The sequence below is a fragment of the Aeromonas rivipollensis genome (assembly GCF_037811135.1).
GTDB lineage: Bacteria > Pseudomonadota > Gammaproteobacteria > Enterobacterales > Aeromonadaceae > Aeromonas > Aeromonas rivipollensis.
Genome location: NZ_CP149130.1, coordinates 715,537 through 736,213, shown reverse-complemented (window position 1 = coordinate 736,213; position 20,677 = coordinate 715,537). Strand labels below are relative to the sequence as shown.

Annotated in this window: 20 protein-coding genes and 1 tRNA gene; 5 read left to right on the top strand and 16 right to left on the bottom strand. The window is 60.3% G+C overall.

Annotated features, from left to right (window positions below):
• Positions 1 to 51: 51 nt before the first annotated feature.
• From WIR04_RS03505 to WIR04_RS03490, 4 genes are all read left to right on the top strand, one after another.
• Positions 52 to 426, top strand: coding sequence for a cytochrome b562 (locus WIR04_RS03505; RefSeq protein WP_025328232.1), 375 nt, complete (start codon positions 52 to 54; stop codon positions 424 to 426).
• A complete protein-coding gene (locus WIR04_RS03500; protein ID WP_338890507.1) occupies positions 407 to 961 on the top strand; it encodes a cytochrome b/b6 domain-containing protein in 555 nt (184 codons plus the stop codon). The genes WIR04_RS03505 and WIR04_RS03500 overlap by 20 nt, the downstream gene beginning before the upstream one ends.
• Positions 962 to 1,250: 289 nt before the next feature.
• Positions 1,251 to 3,827 (top strand): alpha amylase C-terminal domain-containing protein, encoded by a 2,577-nt coding sequence (locus WIR04_RS03495; RefSeq protein WP_338890505.1) that lies wholly within the window; start codon positions 1,251 to 1,253, stop codon positions 3,825 to 3,827.
• Between the two features lie 162 nt (positions 3,828 to 3,989).
• Positions 3,990 to 4,460, top strand: a complete 471-nt coding sequence (locus tag WIR04_RS03490) for a tetratricopeptide repeat protein (protein WP_338890503.1) — start codon at positions 3,990 to 3,992, stop codon at positions 4,458 to 4,460.
• 48 nt (positions 4,461 to 4,508) lie between these two features.
• On the opposite strand, the gene WIR04_RS03485 is transcribed toward WIR04_RS03490, so the two are convergent.
• The 5 genes from WIR04_RS03485 to rpsU form a co-directional block, all read right to left on the bottom strand.
• Positions 4,509 to 4,585, bottom strand: a tRNA-Ile gene (locus WIR04_RS03485).
• A gap of 179 nt (positions 4,586 to 4,764) precedes the next feature.
• Positions 4,765 to 6,621: an RNA polymerase sigma factor RpoD gene (rpoD, locus tag WIR04_RS03480; protein WP_234567017.1), complete on the bottom strand. Its 1,857-nt coding sequence runs from the start codon at positions 6,619 to 6,621 to the stop codon at positions 4,765 to 4,767.
• A 222-nt stretch (positions 6,622 to 6,843) separates the two neighbouring features.
• Positions 6,844 to 8,631, bottom strand: a complete 1,788-nt coding sequence (gene dnaG, locus WIR04_RS03475; RefSeq protein ID WP_338890499.1) for a DNA primase — start codon at positions 8,629 to 8,631, stop codon at positions 6,844 to 6,846.
• Between the two features lie 88 nt (positions 8,632 to 8,719).
• Positions 8,720 to 9,163, bottom strand: coding sequence for a GatB/YqeY domain-containing protein (locus WIR04_RS03470; RefSeq protein WP_338890497.1), 444 nt, complete (start codon positions 9,161 to 9,163; stop codon positions 8,720 to 8,722).
• A gap of 15 nt (positions 9,164 to 9,178) precedes the next feature.
• The gene (gene rpsU / locus WIR04_RS03465; protein WP_005309452.1) at positions 9,179 to 9,394 is read right to left on the bottom strand and encodes a 30S ribosomal protein S21; all 216 of its coding nucleotides are present in this window, start codon (positions 9,392 to 9,394) and stop codon (positions 9,179 to 9,181) included.
• Between the two features lie 179 nt (positions 9,395 to 9,573).
• Between rpsU and tsaD the strand changes: the two genes are divergently transcribed.
• Positions 9,574 to 10,587, top strand: coding sequence for a tRNA (adenosine(37)-N6)-threonylcarbamoyltransferase complex transferase subunit TsaD (tsaD, locus tag WIR04_RS03460; protein WP_338890494.1), 1,014 nt, complete (start codon positions 9,574 to 9,576; stop codon positions 10,585 to 10,587).
• An 87-nt stretch (positions 10,588 to 10,674) separates the two neighbouring features.
• Here the strand turns inward: tsaD and rpoS are convergent, their stop codons facing one another.
• From rpoS to pyrG, 11 genes are all read right to left on the bottom strand, one after another.
• The gene (gene rpoS, locus WIR04_RS03455; protein ID WP_025328239.1) at positions 10,675 to 11,658 is read right to left on the bottom strand and encodes an RNA polymerase sigma factor RpoS; all 984 of its coding nucleotides are present in this window, start codon (positions 11,656 to 11,658) and stop codon (positions 10,675 to 10,677) included.
• A gap of 46 nt (positions 11,659 to 11,704) precedes the next feature.
• Positions 11,705 to 12,769 carry a LysM peptidoglycan-binding domain-containing protein gene (locus WIR04_RS03450; RefSeq protein WP_338890491.1) on the bottom strand — a complete coding sequence of 355 codons (1,065 nt, stop codon included), beginning with the start codon at positions 12,767 to 12,769 and terminating at the stop codon, positions 11,705 to 11,707.
• Positions 12,770 to 12,778: 9 nt separating this feature from the next.
• A complete protein-coding gene (locus WIR04_RS03445; protein ID WP_025328241.1) occupies positions 12,779 to 13,360 on the bottom strand; it encodes a YqaA family protein in 582 nt (193 codons plus the stop codon).
• A complete protein-coding gene (locus WIR04_RS03440) occupies positions 13,357 to 14,025 on the bottom strand; it encodes a protein-L-isoaspartate(D-aspartate) O-methyltransferase (RefSeq protein WP_205598792.1) in 669 nt (222 codons plus the stop codon). Before WIR04_RS03440 ends, WIR04_RS03445 begins: the two co-directional genes overlap by 4 nt.
• Positions 13,979 to 14,740 (bottom strand): 5'/3'-nucleotidase SurE, encoded by a 762-nt coding sequence (gene surE / locus WIR04_RS03435; RefSeq protein ID WP_005332745.1) that lies wholly within the window; start codon positions 14,738 to 14,740, stop codon positions 13,979 to 13,981. Before surE ends, WIR04_RS03440 begins: the two co-directional genes overlap by 47 nt.
• Positions 14,721 to 15,779, bottom strand: a complete 1,059-nt coding sequence (gene truD, locus WIR04_RS03430; RefSeq protein WP_338892440.1) for a tRNA pseudouridine(13) synthase TruD — start codon at positions 15,777 to 15,779, stop codon at positions 14,721 to 14,723. The genes surE and truD overlap by 20 nt, the downstream gene beginning before the upstream one ends.
• Complete coding sequence (gene ispF, locus WIR04_RS03425) at positions 15,779 to 16,255, bottom strand: 2-C-methyl-D-erythritol 2,4-cyclodiphosphate synthase (RefSeq protein ID WP_025328244.1); 477 nt, start codon at positions 16,253 to 16,255, stop codon at positions 15,779 to 15,781. The genes truD and ispF overlap by 1 nt, the downstream gene beginning before the upstream one ends.
• A gap of 79 nt (positions 16,256 to 16,334) precedes the next feature.
• Positions 16,335 to 17,045: a 2-C-methyl-D-erythritol 4-phosphate cytidylyltransferase gene (gene ispD / locus WIR04_RS03420; RefSeq protein ID WP_338890485.1), complete on the bottom strand. Its 711-nt coding sequence runs from the start codon at positions 17,043 to 17,045 to the stop codon at positions 16,335 to 16,337.
• The gene (gene ftsB, locus WIR04_RS03415) at positions 17,038 to 17,355 is read right to left on the bottom strand and encodes a cell division protein FtsB (protein WP_106885834.1); all 318 of its coding nucleotides are present in this window, start codon (positions 17,353 to 17,355) and stop codon (positions 17,038 to 17,040) included. Before ftsB ends, ispD begins: the two co-directional genes overlap by 8 nt.
• 287 nt (positions 17,356 to 17,642) lie before the next feature.
• Positions 17,643 to 18,941: a phosphopyruvate hydratase gene (eno, locus tag WIR04_RS03410; protein ID WP_106885833.1), complete on the bottom strand. Its 1,299-nt coding sequence runs from the start codon at positions 18,939 to 18,941 to the stop codon at positions 17,643 to 17,645.
• Positions 18,942 to 19,030: 89 nt separating this feature from the next.
• Positions 19,031 to 20,668, bottom strand: coding sequence for a glutamine hydrolyzing CTP synthase (pyrG, locus tag WIR04_RS03405; protein WP_025328248.1), 1,638 nt, complete (start codon positions 20,666 to 20,668; stop codon positions 19,031 to 19,033).
• Positions 20,669 to 20,677: the final 9 nt, after the last annotated feature.

Genomic DNA, 20,677 nt, shown 5'->3' with positions numbered 1-20,677 from the left:
CAAATGAGTGCCATAAGAACCTGCAATATCGTCGTCTCATAAGGAAATCCCATGTTGAAAACTGTGCGTCCCCTGCTGCTGCCCCTGATGTTTGGCCTGATGACCCTGCCCGCCATGGCTGGCGATCTGGAACAGCCGATGAAGAAGATCGGCTTCAACTACAAGCAGGCCGTCAAGGCAGATGATGCGGCCACCATGGAGAAACACATCAAGGAGATGAAGGCTCAGCTCGATGTGGCCAAGGAGAGGAACATGCCGGCTGCCAAGAAGGAGAAGTTCCTCGAGGGCATGAACAAGGTGCAGAGCGAGCTGGATGCCAGCCTGGCGGCCCTGCAGGCCGGTGATCAGGAGAAGGCCCAGGCCCATCTGGCCAAGGTCAACGACCTGAAGAAGGAGTACCACCAATATGCCAAGCAGAAAGGCTGATCCCTTCCACTGGGATGGTCTGGTCCGCCTCACACACTGGGGTGTGGCAGCGGTCTGCATCGGCAACCTCTGGCTCAACGAGGCGGGCGAGGAGTGGCATGAATGGCTGGGCTATGGCGCCATGGCCCTGATCGGGTTGCGCCTGCTGTGGGGTCTCACCCTGGCACGGGGCCATGCCCGCCTGAGCGCCCTCATCCCGAGCCGGGACGATTTCCGCCAGCAGGCGGTGGCGCTGCGCGAGCGCGCCCCAGCGACGCCCGGCCATCACGGCAGCGGCAAGCTGGCGGTCTGGGCACTCTGGCTGCTGGTGCTGGCGACCGCTGGCAGCGGCTGGTTCCAGAACACCGAGACCGGCTTCGAGCTGGGGGCGGACGACTGGCATGTCTGGTGTACCTGGGCACTGCAGGCCATGATAGCCCTGCACCTGTGCGCCATCGTCTACACCTCCTGGCGTCAGCGCAGCAACCTGGTGACCCGGATGCTGCCCCGCCACCGGCGCAGGGTGCCGCAGCGTCAGCAGGAGCCCCATTCCTGAAGCAGACGGACACCAATGTGTCCGTCTTCCTTTCCCCGCTTGTCCGACCCCAAGCCCACCTCTTCCAGGCGGCCGCACCGGCTTTATCCCCTCAACGGCGCTATGCCTCACCCCTCTTTTGCCCGGTCGTCATGAAAGCATTTTCATTCACACTTCTTAACTAATCCCGGTTGTACGATTTTCAATCCCCTCGAATTCATGAATGCTACAGAGCCGAACGAGGTTGTTTGTGGTCCGTTCGACATGATGACAGTGACACGTCAATAACAAGATCGAAGGGAAAATCGTCATGCACAACACAATGTTTCGAACCGCCATGCTCGCCGCGGTGCTGGGCTCATTCAGCCACACAGCCGCCGCCGAAGGGGTCATGGTCCATCTGTTCCAATGGAAGTTCAACGACATCGCCAACGAGTGCGAGACAGTGCTCGGTCCCAAGGGATTCGGTGGTGTCCAGATCACTCCGCCCGCCGAGCACAAGCAGGGGAGCCAGGTCTGGTGGACCGTCTACCAGCCCGTCAGCTTCAAGAACTTCAACAGCTTCGGCGGCAGCGAGGCAGAGCTCAGGAGCATGATCACCCGCTGCAACGCGGCCGGGGTCAAGGTCTATGCGGACGCCGTCTTCAACCAGCTGGCCTCGGGCAGCGGGACAGCCACCGGCGGCGGCAGCTACAACTCGGGGCAATATCAGTATCCCCAGTTCGGCTACAACGACTTCCACCACAGCGGTGACATCACCAACTACGGTGACAGCAACAACGTCTGGAACGGCGCCCTCTACGGCATGCCGGATCTCAATACCGGCTCTCCCTACGTGCAGGATCAGATAGCCAGCTACATGAAGACCCTGCTGGGTTGGGGCGTGGCGGGCTTTCGCATCGATGCGGCCAAGCACATGGCCCCCGGCGAGGTGAAGGCCATACTCGACAAGGCGGGCAGCCCCAAAGCCTACCTGGAGGTGATAGGTGCAGGGGGAGAGTCGGCAGACATCCAGCCGGGCCGCTACACCTATATCGACACTGTCACCGACTTCAAATACGGCACCGATCTGGCCGCCAACTTCAACGGCCAGATCAAGAACCTCAAGACCCTGGGCGAGAGCTGGGGCCTGCTCCCCTCCAGCAAGGCCTTCGTCTTCGTGGTCAACCACGACCGCGAGCGCGGCCACGGTGGCGGCGGCATGCTCACCTTCATGGGCGGTGCCCGCTACGATCTGGCCAACACCTTCATGATGGCCTGGCCCTATGGCTGGAAGCAGGTGATGTCGGGCTATCGCTTCGAGAACATGGGCACCTATGAAACCGACAAGGGGGCGCCGGGCAGCACACCCTGCACAGACGGCCAGTGGAACTGCGAGCAGCGTCGCCCGACCATCATGAACATGGCCCTGTTCCACAACAGAACCGAGGGGCAAGCTGTCAGTCACTGGTGGGACAACGGCAACAACCAAATAGCCTTCGGTCGGGGAGACAAAGGCTTCGTCGCCATCAACAACGAGAGCGGCAGCCTGGTGGCCTCGGTGCAGACCGGCCTGCCGGCGGGCGAGTACTGCAACCTCCTCGGCGGCAATGACTACTGCAGCGGGGGTTATGTCACCGTCGACGGCAGCGGCAAGGCCAGTCTGAACGTGCCGGGCATGAAGGCCGCCGCCATCATCGCCGGCTGCACCAAGGCCAACCCCTGCGGCGGCACCGCCCTGCCGGGCAACAAGTTCAGCAGCATGAACCTGCGTGGCACCCACAACGCCTGGGGCAACACCCCCATGACAGTCGATGCCAACCGTGTCTGGTCCGCCACCCTGACCCTGACCGGCAGCGGTGACGCCACCGGTGCCCAGCGTTTCAAGTTCGACGTCTTCGGCAACTGGACCGAGAGCTACGGCGACAACGAAGGGGACGGCATCGCCGACAAGGGCAGCAGCAAGGATATCCTGGTCAGCGGGGCGGGCAGCTACCGCATCACCCTGAACGAAGGGGATCTGCGCTATACGGTCACCCCCCTCACCAGCAACCAGGCACCGGTCGCCGCCCTCTCGCCCAAGGTCCTCAGCGTCAAGACGGGGGAGAGCGTGGTATTCGATGGCTCTGCCTCCACCGACGATGAAGCCGTGACGAGCTACAGCTGGTCTACCGGCGGCAACGCCCCCACTGAGACCGTCCAGTTCGATACCCCGGGCACCCATACCGTCACCCTGACAGTCACCGATGCCGAGGGGCTGACCGCCAGTGCCAGCGCAACTGTGACTGTCACCGACAGCAACGGCGCCTACAACAGCGTGCTGCCGACCCTGCACTTCCGTGGCACCCCCAATGGTTGGGGGACGCTCGCCATGACGCTGGTTGCCGACAACCAGTGGGAGGCCTTGGCCACCTTCAACGGCCAGGCCAACCAGCGCTTCAAGTTCGACGTCAAGGGAGACTGGACCCAGAACTACGGTGACACCAACAAGGATGGGGTGGCCGAACAGGGAGGCGCCGACATAGTGACCCCGGTCAGCGGCCAGTACCGGGTGCGCTTCAACGACCAGACCCTGCAATACAGCCTGACCCCGGTCAGCGTCGGCTATGCCAAGAACATCGCCAGCCTGAACATCCGTGGCACCACCAATGGCTGGGGCACCACTCCCATGACGCTGGTGGGGGATCACCAGTGGCAGGCCGGTGTCACCTTCACGGGGGCCGGTGATGCCAGCGGCGGCCAGCGCTTCAAGTTCGACGTCAAGGGCGACTGGACCCAGAACTACGGCGACACCAACAAGGACGGCGTGGCCGAGCTGGCCGGAGCCGACATCACCACCGCAGTGGTCGGTGCCTATGTGGTGCGCTTCAACGACCAGACCCTGGCCTACAGCCTGAGCGCCCAGTAAGCCGCAGGGGCGTAACGCCCCTCTGATCATCGGGCATTCCCATGGCCTCCTTCCCACAGGGCAGGAGGCCTTTTCATTGGCCCGATGACACCATCACGTGCCCCATTCCCTGTTTTCCGACGGGCAGGCATACTGCCTCCACATCCCCATGCAGGAGCGCATATGAAACTATTGGAAACCCTCAAGGCCGAGGGACGGATCGAAGAAGCCCGCCAGCACGGCCTGCTGCAACTCATCGAGCACCCGCAACACGCCGAACTGCATTATGAAGTAGCCAGCCTGCACGACATGCAGGGGCGCGAGGCCCAGGCCATCCCCCTCTACCAGAAGGCCATCAGGCTGGGGCTGGGTGAGACCTCCTTGCGCGGCGCCTGGCTCGGCCTTGGCAGCTCCTATCGCTGCACCGGGCAATATGCCGAGGCCCTTGCCGCCTTCGACCAGGGGTTGACCCGCTTTCCGGACGCCACCGAGTTCAGGGTGTTTCGTGCCATGACCTGCCATAACCTGGGGCACCACAAGGAGGGGATGGAGACGCTGCTGGCGGTGCTGGCCGAGACGACCGCAGATCCTGCCCTCGTCCCCTACAGGCGCGCCATGGCACTCTACGCCGAGGATCTCGACAGGCGCTGGTAAGCGCCAGAAACGACAAAGCCGCTCATGATGAGCGGCTTTGTCTGAATGTGGTGGCCCCTGCCCGACTTGAACGGGCGACCAATCGATTATGAGTCGACTGCTCTAACCAACTGAGCTAAGGGGCCAAAATCTTGGTTTTGCGGCGTGGATTATAGGGGATGCGAGATAAGCCGTCCATAGGCAGATCAACCACTTGGCGAGTTTTTGTCCACTAATCCGCTAATCTTTTGCACCCAGACTTCCGGATAAAACAAAGCCCCGCATGGCGGGGCTTTTGAGACAGGGCTCAGGCAGTGCCTCAGGACTATTCGTCCAGGAAGCTGCGCAGCACTTCCGAGCGGCTCGGGTGGCGCAGTTTGCGCAGTGCCTTGGCTTCGATCTGACGAATACGCTCACGGGTGACGTCGAACTGTTTGCCCACTTCCTCAAGGGTGTGGTCAGTGTTCATGTCGATCCCGAAACGCATCCGCAGCACCTTGGCTTCGCGGGCAGTCAGGCCGGCCAGCACTTCACGGGTGGCGTTGCGCAGGCTCTCGCTGGTCGCCGCATCCGCCGGCAGGGCCAGGGTGGTATCTTCGATGAAGTCGCCCAAGTGGGAATCTTCATCATCACCGATGGGCGTCTCCATGGAGATGGGCTCCTTGGCGATCTTCAGTACCTTGCGGATCTTGTCTTCCGGCATGCCCATGCGCATGGCCAGCTCTTCCGGATTCGGTTCACGACCCATCTCCTGCAGCATCTGACGGGAGATACGGTTGAGCTTGTTGATGGTCTCGATCATGTGCACCGGGATACGGATGGTACGGGCCTGATCCGCGATGGAGCGGGTAATGGCCTGACGGATCCACCAGGTGGCATAGGTCGAGAACTTGTAGCCACGACGGTATTCAAACTTGTCCACCGCCTTCATCAGACCGATATTGCCCTCCTGGATCAGATCCAGGAACTGCAGACCACGGTTGGTGTATTTCTTGGCGATGGAAATAACCAGACGCAAGTTGGCTTCGACCATCTCTTTCTTCGCACGGCGGGCCTTGGCCTCACCGATGCTCATGCGACGGTTGATGTCCTTGATCTGGGCGATCGACAGACCGGTCTCTTCTTCGATCTGCTGCAGCTTGCCGATGGAACGCAGCACTTCTTCATCCATCTCGAGCAGACGGGGAGACCAGGCCTTGCCAGCCTGCTTCTGGTATTCAAACCAGGCAGTCTCGCACTCGTTGTTGGTGAAAGCCGCTACGAAGGTCTTCTTCGGCATCTTGGCCTGCTCAACGCAGAGCTTCATGATGATGCGTTCCTGCACACGAACCCGCTCCATCATCTCGCGCATGTTGTTGACCAAACGATCGAACTGCTTGGGCATCAGGCGGAATTGACGGAACACATCGGCCAGCTGGGCGATGGCAGCCTGGGTGTCGTCGTGGGCGCGACCATTCTTCTGGATGGAGAGACGGGTGACTTCGTACTGGGCACGCAGTTCACCGAACTTCTCGCGGGCGACTTCCGGATCCGGACCACCGTCCCCATCGTCGTCGGAGCTGTCGCCGTCTTCGTCTTCGTCCTCGTCTTCATCTTCGTCTTCGTCAGCGAGATCGTCTTCACTGAGTTCAGAGCCGATGTGAGTGGCGGTCGGCGCCACGTCGTCCGCTTCGTTCGGATCGATAAAACCGGAGATGATGTCGGACAGACGCAATTGCTCGGCTTCGTACTTGTCGTACTGTTCGAGCAGGTAAGTGATGGCTTCAGGGTACTCGGCAACGGAGCTTTGTACCTGGTTGATACCGTCTTCGATCCGCTTGGCGATGTCGATTTCGCCTTCACGGGTCAGCAGTTCGACGGTACCCATTTCCCGCATGTACATGCGGACGGGATCGGTCGTGCGACCAATCTCAGATTCAACAGATGCCAGAGCCTGGGCCGCTGCTTCGGCAGCGTCCTCATCGGCAGTACCACCTTCAGCCATGATCAGATCATCGGCGTCCGGGGCGTTTTCCACTACCTGGATACCCATATCGTTGATCATCTGGATGATGTCTTCGATCTGGTCAGAGTCGACAATGTCTTGCGGGAGGTGATCGTTCACCTCGGCATAGGTCAGGTAGCCCTGTTCTTTACCTTTGGCAACGAGGAGTTTAAGCTGAGACTGCGGGGTTTGCTCCATAGAACTCATCCGGTTGGTGTTGCTAGGTTGCGCGTACAGTGCGCTGCTGCGCAAATAGCCAATTCTAATAGAAAACCGCCAGACATGCTATGTCTGGTTGCGGCGTCGGTCATGAGAAACCCCTGCCCGCAGTATTGTCGGGGCCAGGCGGTTATAAAATGTTTGCTTTTAATCCCGTCGATTCGGGCAACGGTATTCATATTGGGGTTAATCACTCAAATATCAAGCCCCGCTCTCATTTCTTTTCTCAATCTGTACCTCTCTGATCAGCATCATCAGCTCCTGTGTTTCTTCAGAGCTTAGCCCTTCCTGCGCCACCTTGGCCTGCAATTCTTCGATTCGTTGCTTCAGAAACTGGTTGATGAAACCGACGAAGGTATCCTGCAATTCTCCCAGAATATCCGGCTCCTGGTCGAGCTTGATCTCTTCAAACAGGTCGTGCATGGCCAATTGAGCCAGGATCTCCCCCTCCTTGGTGCCACGCCAGTGCTCCAGCAGGATACCGGTGGTGATCCCTGGCTGAGTCAGGATCTGCTGATGCAGCTGCAACAGGAACTTGATGCCCTGCACCCGCAGCCCAGCCAGTTCCGGCATGGCCGGCAGTTCGGCCGTCACCGCCGGATATTGCACCATCAGAGCCAGTGCACGGCGAATAGGGGTCAGTTTGGCGGCCTTGGGCTTGCTGACTTCGCCCTTGGGCTGACTATTGCGGGCAAACAGCTCGGCGATCCGCTGCTTGTTCTCCCCCCAGCGCATCATGCTGGAGAGCCGGGTGATCAATCCTTCTCGAGTAAAGCCTTCCGGCACGCGACGGATCAGTTCGGCAGCCTTGTTGGCCACTTCAAACTTGCCCGCCTCGCCAGAAAGGGCGGCATCACGCCCGAGACGCTCGAACATGAAATCGGCGAAGGGCTGGGCCTGATCCAGCAAGGCCTCAAATCCCTCCTTGCCGATCTGGTGGACCAGAGAGTCGGGATCCTCGCCATCGGGCAGAAACACGAACTTGAGTTCGCGCCCGTCCTGCAGATGGGAGAGTGCATTGTCCAGCGCCCGCCAGGCCGCCTCACGACCGGCGTTGTCGCCATCGTAGCAGCAGACCACCTCGGCCGTGGTGCGGAAAAGGGTGTGGATATGGTCGCTGGTGGTGGCCGTCCCCAGCGCGGCCACCGCATAGTCGATGTCGTACTGACCGAGCGCCACCACATCCATATAGCCTTCAACCACCAGGATCCGGCGAGGATCCTTGTGTGCCTGCTTCACCTCGTAGAGGCCGAACAGTTCACGCCCCTTGTGGAAGATGGGGGTTTCCGGGGAGTTGAGGTACTTGGGAGTGCCATCCCCCAGCACCCGGCCACCGAAGCCGATGACCCGACCCCGCTTGTCACGGATGGGGAACATGATGCGATCGCGGAAGCGATCATAGCTGCCAGGACCGCTGTCGCGAGGGATCAGCATGCCGCCGGAGATAAGCAACTGCTCGTGATCCCGGCTGGTCCCAAAACGGCGCCTCACCTGATCCCAGTCTCCCGGGGCATAACCTATGTTGAAGCGCTTGACCACTTCCCCGGTCAGACCGCGTCCCTTCAGGTACTCCACCGCATTGTGGGCGCTCTTCAGGTTGCTTTCGTAGAAGCGGGCGATCTGGTTCATCAGCTCGTAGAGATCCTTGCTGACGGCGGGTTGGGCACTGCCAGAGCCGCCCAGGCTCTGCTCGCGAGGTACCTGCATGCCTTGCATGCTGGCGAGCTCTTCGATGGCGTCCGGGAATTCGAGTCCGTCGTACTCCATGACAAAGCCGATGGCATTGCCGTGAGCACCGCAACCGAAGCAGTGGTAGAACTGCTTCTCCTGACTGACGGTGAAAGAGGGGCTTTTTTCGTTATGAAAAGGACAACAAGCCTGATAGTTCTTGCCGGCCTTCTTCAGCCGCACTCGCGAGTCGATCAGCTCGACAATGTCTGTGCGTACGAGCAGATCATCGATAAAGGATTGTGGGATCCTGCCTGCCATAACCGTCCTGTTTCACTGCAGAGAAAATAAAAAAGCCGCGCATTCACAGGGAAGCACGGCTTCTTTCGACTAACAAGAGAAATGCCTGTTACGCCAAGCGGGTTTTCACCTGAGCACTGACGGCGCCGACATCGGCACGCCCCTGAATTTTCGGCTTCAAGACAGCCATGACTTTGCCCATGTCCGCCATGACGGCAGCCCCACTTTCGGTGATGGCTTGCTCGATCAACACGACAATTTCCTCTGCGGTCAGCTGTTGCGGCAGGAACTCCTGCAACACCAAGATCTCGGCGGACTCTTTGTCGGCAAGATCCTGACGACCGGCAGCTTCAAATTGGCTGATGGAATCACGGCGCTGTTTGACCATCTTGGTCACGACAGCGAGGATATCCTCATCATTGAGCTCGACACGGGTATCGACTTCACGCTGCTTGATTTCTGCCATCAACAAACGGATCGCTCCCAAGCGAGCCTTGTCTTTGGCCAGCATGGCGAGTTTTTGTTGATCCTTGAGTTGATCCTTCAGAGACACGGCATGATCCCCCGATTAGTACAGGCGGATACGACGTGCGTTTTCGCGGGACAGCTTCTTGGCGTGACGCTTGACGGCAGACGCTTTGGCACGCTTGCGAATGGTAGTCGGCTTCTCGTAGAACTCACGGCTACGAACTTCAGACAGGATACCGGCCTTTTCGCAAGAACGCTTGAAGCGACGCAGAGCAACGTCAAACGGCTCATTTTCACGGACTTTGATTACTGGCATGTGCCTTTCACCTCAGTGATATATGGTTAGCTGACCTTCAATCGATCAGCATGTCTTAAAATGGTGCGAAATTATACTCTGGACAGGGAATGAAAGTAAACCCGCAGAGATCGCTCTGGTTTAAAAAACCCGCGAAGGTTACCATAGCCGTCTCATTTTAGCAGTGAAATTTTTTAGCAATGCGTGTATTGGGCATAGAGACATCCTGTGACGAAACCGGGATCGCGATCTTCGACGATCAAAAAGGGATCCTTTCCCACCAGTTGTACAGCCAGGTCAAGCTGCATGCGGACTACGGTGGCGTCGTCCCCGAGCTCGCCAGCCGGGATCACGTCCGCAAGACGATCCCCTTGATCCAGGCCGCATTGCAAGAGGTGGGACTGGGCAAAGATGACATCGACGGCATCGCCTACACTGCGGGGCCGGGTCTGGTTGGCGCCATCCTGGTGGGGGCGACCATAGGCCGCTCCCTCGCCATGGCCTGGGGTAAACCCGCCGTGGCGGTACACCATATGGAAGGCCATCTGCTGGCTCCCATGCTGGAGGAGCGGGCTCCCGAATTCCCCTTCGTGGCGCTGCTGGTCTCCGGCGGTCACTCCATGCTGGTGCGGGTCGACGGCATCGGCAGTTATCAGCTGCTGGGGGAATCCATCGACGATGCCGCCGGCGAGGCCTTCGACAAGACCGCCAAGCTGATGGGACTGGACTACCCGGGCGGCCCCCTGCTCTCCCGCCTGGCCGAGAAAGGCACCACGGGACGCTTCACCTTCCCCCGCCCCATGACGGACAGACCCGGGCTCGACATGAGCTTCTCCGGCCTCAAGACCTTCGCCGCCAACACCATCGCCGCCAACGGTGACGATGAGCAGACCCGTGCCGACATCGCCCGGGCGTTTGAGGATGCTGTGGTCGATACCCTGGCCATCAAGTGCCGTCGCGCCTTGAAGGAGACAGGCCTCAAGCGTCTGGTGGTGGCTGGGGGCGTCAGCGCCAACCGTCATCTGCGCGCCCAGCTGGCCGAGCTGATGGATAACCTCAAGGGCGAGGTGTTCTATCCGCGCACCGAGTATTGCACCGACAACGGCGCCATGATCGCCTATGCCGGCATGCAGCGCCTGAAAGCGGGCGTGTTCGAGCCGCTGGTGGTCAAGGCGGTGCCGCGCTGGCCACTGGATACCCTGGATCCCGTGTGATCCCAAGGATCCTCTCGCAATAAAAAAGGGGCCTCTGGCCCCTTTGTTGTATCTGTCGTCGGCATAGTAGCCGTCCGTTGGTTAGGATCAATTGGTTCTAAACAGGGCCTCAATGGAGAGCCCCTGCCCCAGCAGTATCTCCCGCAGGCGGCGCAACCCTTCGACCTGGATCTGGCGCACCCGCTCGCGGGTCAGACCGATCTCGGCCCCTACATCCTCCAGGGTGGCCGGCTCGTAACCGAGCAGGCCAAAGCGGCGAGCCAGCACCTCACGCTGCTTGGGATTCAGCTCTTCCAGCCAGTGGACTATGCTGCTGCGCATGTCATCTTCCTGAGACTCCAGCTCGGGCCCCATGCCGCGCTCATCGGACAGAACATCGAGCAGGGCCTTGTCGCGATCGCCGCCGATGGGAGTATCCACCGAGGTGATCTTTTCGTTGAGCTTGAGCATGCGGTTCACATCGTCGACCGAGCGATCCAGCGCGAAGGCGATGTCTTCGGCGGTGGGTTCATGGTCGAGGCGGTGGGAGAGTTCACGCGCGGTGCGCAGGTAGACGTTCAGCTCCTTGACCACATGGATAGGCAGCCGGATGGTGCGAGTCTGGTTCATGATGGCCCGCTCTATGGTCTGGCGGATCCACCAGGTGGCATAGGTGGAAAAACGGAAACCCCGTTCGGGGTCGAACTTCTCGACCGCCCGGATGAGGCCGAGGTTCCCCTCTTCGATGAGATCCAGCAGCACCAGGCCGCGGTTGTTGTAGCGCCGGGCAATCTTGACCACCAGGCGCAGGTTGGATTCGATCATGCGCTTGCGCGCAGCTTTGTCACCGCGCAGGGCACGACGGGCGTAGTAGACTTCCTCTTCGGCCGTGAGCAAGGGGGAGAAGCCGATCTCCCCCAGATAGAGCTGGGTGGCGTCCATCACCTTGTTCAGTTCCGGCACCATGAGCTCATCGGAGATGGTCTCCTCAGTCTCGGCAACCACCTCCTGAACCTCTTCTTCCTCCTGGGCCTCCAGCTCTTCGTCGAACTCTAACTCTGCATCCTGCATTACCAGTTGTTCTTGGCTCATGATATGTCTCCCTGACCTGAACCAGAGTAAGACCTAGCTCTCTGGGTTAACGCTTTGGCAAATAGCCCATCGGGTTGATTGACTTGCCTTTGTACCGGATTTCAAAGTGCAGGCGCACATCCGGCGCATCCGTGCTACCCATGTTGGCGATGACGGCTCCGCCTTTGACGGAGTCTCCCTCCCTGACCCTCAACTCGTCGTTGTGGGCGTAAGCAGAGAGGTAGTCATCGTTGTGCTTGAGAATAATCAGCTTGCCGTAACCCCTGAGTGCACTGCCCGCGTAGACCACTTTGCCGCCGCTGGCGGCGTAAACGGGCTGGCCCTTCTGGCCGGAGATGTCTATGCCCTTGTTGCCTTGTTCCGCAACGGAGAAGCCTTCGACTATCCGTCCCTTAGCTGGCCAATGCCAGGAGAGAGTTGACTGGGAACTGATGTTTTTTTGTTCTTTCGCCTGAGCGTATGCTGTTGACGGTGCAGGAGCAATCGTTTTCTGAGCAATAAACGGGGTGGTCGTACCTGCCGGTGCCGTCGCCAGCGGTTTGGGTCCGGAGCTGGTCACCGACGGAGTGGTCGCCGCCACCATCTGGCCGCCTGCCGCCGCACTCGCCCCCACGTTGAGCACCTGGCCAACATGGAGCGAATAGGGTGCCTGCAGGTTGTTGCGCTGTGCCAGAGTCTGATTGGAGACATTGAACTGGCGGCCTATGCTGCTCAGGGTATCCCCACGACGCACCTCATAGGTGCCGTTGCCGCTTGTGACAGGGCGGTTCATCGCCATGCCGGTGCTGACCACGGCGCCGGAAGAGCCATCCAGCCTGAGCTGCTGGCCCGGATAGATGTTGTAGGGAGGGCTGATCCCGTTGAGGCTGACCAGGGAAGCGACATCCATGCCCGAACGGAATGCGATGGAGTACAGGGTATCCCCCTTCACCACTGTGTAACTGCCACCCTGCATGCCCGAATTGGCCATGCTTTGACGAGTCGGGATGGTCGAGGCAATAGGGTCATTGCCGAGACTCTGTACCGGGGCAGCAGTCTTGCTGGAAGAGCAGGCAAGCAGTAGCCATGACAACACGACGACACTGCTTCCTTGCCAAACACGCGAACGCATAGTGGATCCTTAACGACTAAACCAGAAATAGGCCGCAATGGCCAAACCAATACAGAGCCAGCCGAGCACATCCACATAGTGCATCAGCTTGCGCTCCATCTTCTCACCCCCCCACCGCATCAGGCCCGCGACCAGGAAGAAGCGCATGCCACGACCGATGAGGGAGGTCACGATAAAAGGCAGTAGCGCCATATGAAGCAAGCCTGCCGTGACGGTAAACACCTTGTAGGGGATCGGCGTGAAACTGGCAATGAAAATCACCCAGATCCCCCACTGCGTGAACCACTGCTCGGCCAGCGCAATCTTGTCTTCATAGCCAACAGAGACCACCAGCGGCTGAACCACGGGTTCCCACAGGGCATAGCCCAGGGCATAACCAAACAGCGCCCCCAGCACAGAGAAGAAGGTTGCCAACCCGGCGTAATGCCACGCCTTGTGCGGCTTGGCGAGCGCCATGGGGGCCAGCATCACGTCCACCGGGATCGGCCAGAACACCGACTCGATAAAGGCGGTGATGGAGAGATACCAGGGGGCGTGCTTGTGGCGGGCCCACTGCATCACCAGTACGTACAAACGGGAAAACAACTTCACTCCACATCTCCATCAATCAGGGGGACAAAACGCACCGGCTCCAGGATCCGGCTGGTCAGCTGGGAGCCGGATCGCTCGATCAGCTGCAAAGTCTGCTGACTATCCCCCACCGGCAGCACCAGACGCCCGCCTTCGGCCAGCTGATCGGTCAGGGCCTTGGGCACCTCGCTCGCCGCCGCCGTCACCAGGATGGCATCGAACGGTCCCTTGTTGGGCCAGCCCAGCCAGCCGTTGCCGTGCTTGGCAGAGACATTGTGCAGGTCGAGCTGGCGCAGCCGACGCCGGGCCTGGAACTGCAGCGACTTGATCCGCTCCACCGTGTAGACATGCTCCACCAGATGGGCCAGTACTGCGGTCTGATAGCCGGATCCAGTGCCGATCTCCAGCACATGGGCCGGATCGTTCTGGATCAGCAGCTCCGTCATCCGCGCCACTATATAGGGCTGGGAGATGGTCTGGCCGTGGCCGATGGGCAGGGCAGTATTGTCCCAGGCCTTGTGGGCCATGGCTTCATCCACAAACAGCTGACGCGGCACTTTCGCAATCGCCGCGAGTACGCGGAAATCACGAATGTCCTGGGCAATCAGTTGATTCAACAGGCGCTGTACTATCACAACGTCATCCCTGCAGATCCAGCCAGGCACCCAGACTCGCCAGACTGTCATAGGCAGTCATGTCGATGGTCAACGGGGTGATGGAGACATAACCCTGCTCGATGGCGGCGAAATCCGTGCCATCTCCCGCATCCTGCTGGCTGCCGGGGGGGCCTATCCAGTAGATGGGCTGACCACGGGGATCCTCGCTGCGGATCACCGACTCGGCGGGATGGCGGTTGCCAAGGCGGGTCACCCTGATCCCCTTGATCTGCTCGAGGGGCAGGTCAGGCACATTGACGTTGAGGATCTGATCGGCAGGCAGGGGGTGTTTCATCAGCCCCTTCACCAGCAGGGCCGCGTAGTGGGCAGCCGTGGCGAAGTGGGTCTTGCCTACCAGGGAGATGGCGATGGAGGGGAAGCCGAGGTGGCGCCCCTCGGTGGCCGCTGCGACAGTGCCAGAGTAGATGACATCATCCCCCAGGTTGGCGCCGTGGTTGATCCCGGCCACAACCATGTCCGGTTCCGGGCGCACCAGCTCGTTGACCGCCAGGTGCACGCAGTCGGTCGGGGTGCCCTTCACCGCATAGCTCTCGCTGCCATTAAAGCCGGTTTCGCCAAGGCGCGTAACCCGCAGCGGCACTTCCAGCGTCAGGGAGTGACTCGCGCCGCTGCGGTTGCGATCCGGCGCCACCACAATGACTTCGCCGCAGGCAGTCAGCGCCTCGCTGAGGGCACGAATGCCCTCGGCATGTACTCCATCGTCATTACTGACCAGAATTCGCATCGGTTGGGTTCCTGAAACCGTGATCGGCCTCTTCGGCCTGCATTAACTCGCGCACCACGCTGGTGGCAAAGGCACCGGCCGGCAGGAAGAAGGAGAGGGTCAGCACCTCGCCATCCTGCTGCCAGCTCATCTGCTCCGGCTTGAGCAGCAGCGGACGCCTGTCCTGATCCAGCCCGGCCTTCTCCAGCCCGTCACACCATTCGGCGTAAGGCGCCAGCACCGCCTGTTCAAACTCGGCGGCGGCACCCTGGCTCGCCAGTCGGCCACGGCCCCACTGGGGGGCGGTGAGCTGCACGTCGCCGGAGGCGAGGCGCGCCTCCAGCTCCGGGGTCAGCACCTCTTCACTGAAGATGGAGTGGCTGCCCTTGAGCATCACGCAGTCACCGGCCAGCAGCTGGTGTGCCAGCCCCTGCTCGATGCGGGCGCTGACGATGGCATTGAACAGCATGCTGCGGGCGGCGGAGAGGTAGAGGGAGCGCTTGTTGCGATCCTTGATCCGCTTGCCGGCAAACATGGCCTTGGCCGCGTCCAGGTTGTTGCCATCCCGGCCGAAACGCTGCTCGCCGTAGTAGTTGGGTACGCCCTGAGTAGCGATGGCCTGCAACCGGGCTTCCAGATCGCCTGCCTGCTCCAGGCCGGTGAGGCGCAGGGTGAAGTGGTTGCCCTTGAGGTAGCCAACCCGCAACTTCTTGTTGTGGCGCTTGGCCTGCAGGATCTGGATGCTGTCGCTCTGGATGACAGAGAGATCCGGTTCGCCCTTGCCCGGCAGATGAATGCCGAACCACTGCTCGGTCACCGCGTGGCGATCCTTCAAGCCCGCCCAGGTCACCGCATTGCGATTGACCCCGGCCGCATCGGCCAGCAGGCCCGCCACCCAGGCGGTGTTCTCGCCGGTTTTGCGCACCCGCACGAAGATGTGCTCCCCTTCCCCGCAAGGTTCGAAGCCGAGATCTTCATTCACCACGAAGTCGGCGGCCTCGGCCTTGAGGATGCCGCGGGCGACAGGCGCCCCGTGCAGATAGTTCAGCTGTTCCAGCATCATTGTTTCACCAGTAAGACGACGGCTTCGGTGGCGATCCCTTCCTTGCGCCCCGTAAACCCGAGTTGTTCAGTGGTGGTCGCCTTGACATTCACCCGGTTCAAATCACATTGCAGATCGGCCGCCAGCACGGCGCACATGGCCGCGATATGGGGCGCCATCTTGGGAGCCTGGGCGATGATGGTCACATCCAGGTTGCCGATGGCGTAGCCCGCCTGCTGTACCCGGGCAAAGACGTCCCGCAGCAGGATGCGGCTGTCGATCCCCTTGAATTGCGCTGCGGTATCGGGGAAGTGGCGACCAATGTCGCCGGCGCCGATGGCTCCCAGCAGGGCATCGCTCACCGCATGCAGCACAACGTCACCATCGGAATGGGCCAGCAGGCCCTGTTCATAGGGTACCGGGACGCCACCCAGCATGCAGGGGCCAACCCCGCCAAACTTGTGCACGTCAAAACCATGTCCAATTCGCATCATGCCTGATCCCCCCTCAATACACAGAAATCTGTCTCATCAAAACCATGTCCAATGCGGATCATGCATGCCCCTCTGCGGGTCAATCGGGTCGCGCCAGCTGGCGCGCACTCTGTTGTTGTAAAAAGAGCTCGGCCAGGGAGAGATCTTCCGGTCGGGTCACCTTGATGTTGTCGGCACGCCCCTCCACCATCTTCACGGTAAAACCGGCGCGCTCCATGGCGGAGGCTTCGTCTGTGATGAGGGCCCCCAGTGCCAGCCCCTCCTCCAGCGCCCGTTTCAGGGTGCCGGTGGGGAACATCTGCGGCGTCAGGGCATGCCAGAGCTGTTCTCGCTCGACGGTGGCCACTATGTTGCCTGCTGCATCGGTGCGTTTCATGGTGTCCCGCACCCGGCTGCCGAGGATAGCCCCATCGCACACCATGGCTGTCGCGATCAGCTTGTCGAGATCGCTGTGGCAGAGGCAGGGACGGGCGGCATCGTGTACCAGCACCCACTTCCCCTCTGCCACATGCAGGGCGTTGAGCACCGAATAGGCGCGCTCGTTCCCCCCCTCGACCCGCAGAATGCGCGGGTCGGACGCCACGGCCAGTTGTTCGAACCACCCATCGTGCGGCGCCAGCGCCACTATCACCCGGGCTATGGCCGGATGGGACAATAGGCAGCCGAGCGTATGCTCCAGGATGGTCTTCCCTGCCAGTGTCAGGTACTGCTTGGGGCAGTCGGCCCCCATGCGGCTGCCGATACCGGCGGCCGGAACTATGGCGGTCAGTCCGCTGAGGCAATCAGTCATCGTAGGGGACGCCGTCCGGCTCCGTTACTTGGTCTTTGTCTTTGGGAATGATCCGGTAGAAGGTCTCGCCCTGCTTGATGTAGCCAAGATCGTTGCGCGACAGCTCCTCGATGGCCTCAAGGCCCGAGGTCAGATCGTCGATCTCCCGGTAAATCAGGTTGTTGCGGTCCTTGAGAACCAGATTGTCCTGCTGTTGCCGCTCGATGGCATTGGAGAGCTCCCGATAATCGGATAGGCCGTTTTTCCCCAGCCAGAAGTCATATTGCAGCCCTCCCAAGAGGAGGAGCAGGATAAGAGTGAGTAGCCGCATGCACTGAGTCTCCTTCAAGCGGCCTAGTTTCCCATATTCGCAGGCAAGACAAAAGAAAGCCGGTGTGCCAGACGGGCCGGGGGAATAAAAAAGATGGCGGGGCCCCGCAGGGGAGAGCCAAAAAGCCGCGCTATCCCCAGGAGGGACGGCCTTGGCGCCCGGTTGGCGGCAACCACACGAAAACCGCCGCCAATCAGGGGCCGACCTGGCAATGGGGTGCGGCAAATACAAAAAAGCCCCGCCAGAGTGGCGGGGCTTTTCAACAGCTTAAGAATTGCAGGCAGTAATTACTGGCCTTTTACTTCTTTCAGACCGCGGAACGGAGCCTTGGCACCCAGGGCTTCTTCGATACGGATCAGCTGGTTGTACTTGGCAACACGGTCAGAACGGCTCATGGAACCGGTCTTGATCTGGCCAGCAGCGGTACCCACGGCCAGGTCGGCGATGGTCGCGTCTTCGGTCTCACCGGAGCGGTGGGAGATGACGGCGGTGTAGCCAGCGTCCTTGGCCATCTTGATGGCAGCCAGAGTTTCGGTCAGGGAACCGATCTGGTTGAACTTGATCAGGATGGAGTTGGCGATGCCGTTGTCGATGCCGCGCTTCAGGATCTTGGTGTTGGTTACGAACAGGTCGTCACCCACGATCTGGATTTTCTTGCCCAGTTCAGCAGTCTGGTAGGCGAAGCCTTCCCAGTCAGATTCGTCCAGGCCATCTTCGATGGAGACGATCGGGAACTTGGTGGTCAGGTCGGCCAGGTAGTCGGAGAACTCGTTGGAGGTGAAGATACGACCTTCGCCCTTCAGGTTGTACTCTTTCTTCTCTGCGTCGTAGAACTCGGAAGCAGCGCAGTCCATGGCCAGGGTGATGTCGGTGCCCAGCTTGTAACCGGCAGCGGCAACGGCTTCGGCGATCACTTCCAGCGCTTCGGCGTTGGACTTCAGGTTAGGTGCGAAACCACCTTCGTCACCAACGGCGGTAGCGTAGCCCTTGGACTTCAGAACCTTGGCCAGGTTGTGGAAGACCTCGGCACCCATGCGGATGGCTTCTTTCAGGGTCTTGGCGCCAACCGGCTGGATCATGAACTCTTGGATGTCGACGTTGTTGTCGGCGTGCTCACCACCGTTGATGATGTTCATCATGGGCAGCGGCATGGAGTAGACACCCGGGGTGCCGTTCAACTCGGCGATGTGGGCGTACAGCGGCAGGCCCTTGGCGGCAGCAGCGGCTTTGGCGTTAGCCAGGGAGACGGCCAGGATGGCATTGGCGCCGAACTTGGATTTGTTCTCGGTACCGTCGAGGTCGATCATGATCTGGTCAATAACGGCCTGGTCCTTGGCATCTTTACCCAGCAGAGCCTGAGCGATCGGGCCGTTGACGGCTTCGATGGCTTTCAGCACGCCTTTACCCAGGAAACGGCTCTTGTCGCCGTCACGCAGTTCCAGCGCTTCGCGGGAACCGGTGGACGCGCCAGACGGAGCGGCTGCCATACCAACAAAACCACCTTCCAGGTGAACTTCGGCCTCAACGGTCGGGTTACCACGGGAGTCGATGATTTCACGACCGATCACTTTAACGATCTTGGACATGTGTATTTCCTCAGGTTTCGTAAAAAAACAACAAAAATATGCCAAAAAAAGCGGCTGCGGCACAGAGCCCCAACCGCATTTATTTTCAATTACTTCAGATTACGCTTCTGATACTCGCCGGCGGCCTTCACAAAACCGGCGAACAGGGCGTGGCCATCACGGGGAGTCGAGGTGAACTCCGGGTGGAACTGCGCCGCCACGAACCAAGGGTGATCCGGAATCTCGATAATTTCCACCAGCTTCTTGTCGGCGGAGAGACCGGTGACCTTCAAGCCCGCCGCTTCGATCTGCGGCAGCAGCTTGTTGTTCACCTCATAACGGTGACGGTGACGCTCATAAATGGTCGGGCTGCCGTACATCTGACGCACCTTGGAACCTTCCACCAGGTGGCAGAGCTGGGAACCAAGACGCATAGTGCCGCCCAGATCGGATTTCTCGGTGCGGGTCTCGACGTTGCCTTCTTCATCCACCCATTCGGTGATGAGGCCGACGACCGGGTAGGCGCAATCTTTCTTGAATTCGGAGGAGTGAGCCCCTGTCATGCCAGCCACGTTGCGAGCGAACTCGATCATGGCAACCTGCATCCCCAGACAGATACCCAGGTAAGGGATCTTGTTCTCACGGGCATACTGAGCGGCCAGGATTTTGCCTTCCACGCCACGCTCACCGAAGCCACCCGGGACCAGGATAGCGTCCAGACCTTCCAGCAGCTCGGAGCCACGGGTCTCGATGTCCTGGGAGTCGATGAACTTGATGTTGACGGAGAGACGGGTCTTCAGGCCACCGTGCTTGAGCGCCTCGTTGACGGACTTGTAGGCATCCGGCAGGGAAACGTATTTGCCGACCATGCCGATGGTCACTTCTGCGGTCGGGTTGGCCTCTTCATAGACCACCTGTTCCCACTCGGACAAATCGGCTTCCTTGCACTCCAGGCCGAAACGGGCGATGAAGTAGTCATCCAGATTCTGGGACTTGAGCAGCGCCGGGATCTTGTAGATGGAGTCGACGTCCTTCATGGAGATGACGGCGCGCTCTGGCACGTTGCAGAACAGGGCGATCTTGGCACGCTCGTTGGCCGGGATGGCGCGATCGGAGCGGCAGATCAGCACGTCCGGCTGGATCCCGATGGAGAGCAGCTCTTTCACTGAGTGCTGGGTCGGCTTGGTCTTCACCTCGCCAGCGGCGGCCAGGTAAGGCACCAGGGTCAGGTGCATGAACATGGCATTGTCGCGGCTCACTTCGGCAGCCAGCTGACGAATGGCTTCGAGGAACGGCAGGGACTCGATGTCGCCCACTGTGCCGCCCACTTCGACGATGGCCACCTGATGGCCTTCTGCGCCGGCAATCACCCGCTCCTTGATGGCGTTGGTGATGTGCGGGATGACCTGGATGGTGGCCCCCAGATAGTCACCACGACGCTCTTTGCGCAGCACGTCGGCATAGATGCGGCCGGTGGTGAAGTTGTTGCGACGGGTCATCTTGGTGCGGATGAAACGCTCGTAGTGGCCCAGATCCAGATCGGTCTCGGCCCCGTCCTCGGTTACGAACACTTCACCGTGCTGGGTCGGGCTCATGGTGCCCGGATCCACGTTGATATAGGGGTCCAGTTTCATGATGGTCACATCCAGACCACGGGCTTCCAGAATGGCTGCCAGAGAAGCTGCGGCAATGCCTTTGCCGAGGGATGAAACAACGCCACCAGTTACAAAAATATATTTTGTCGTCATGCTGAACCT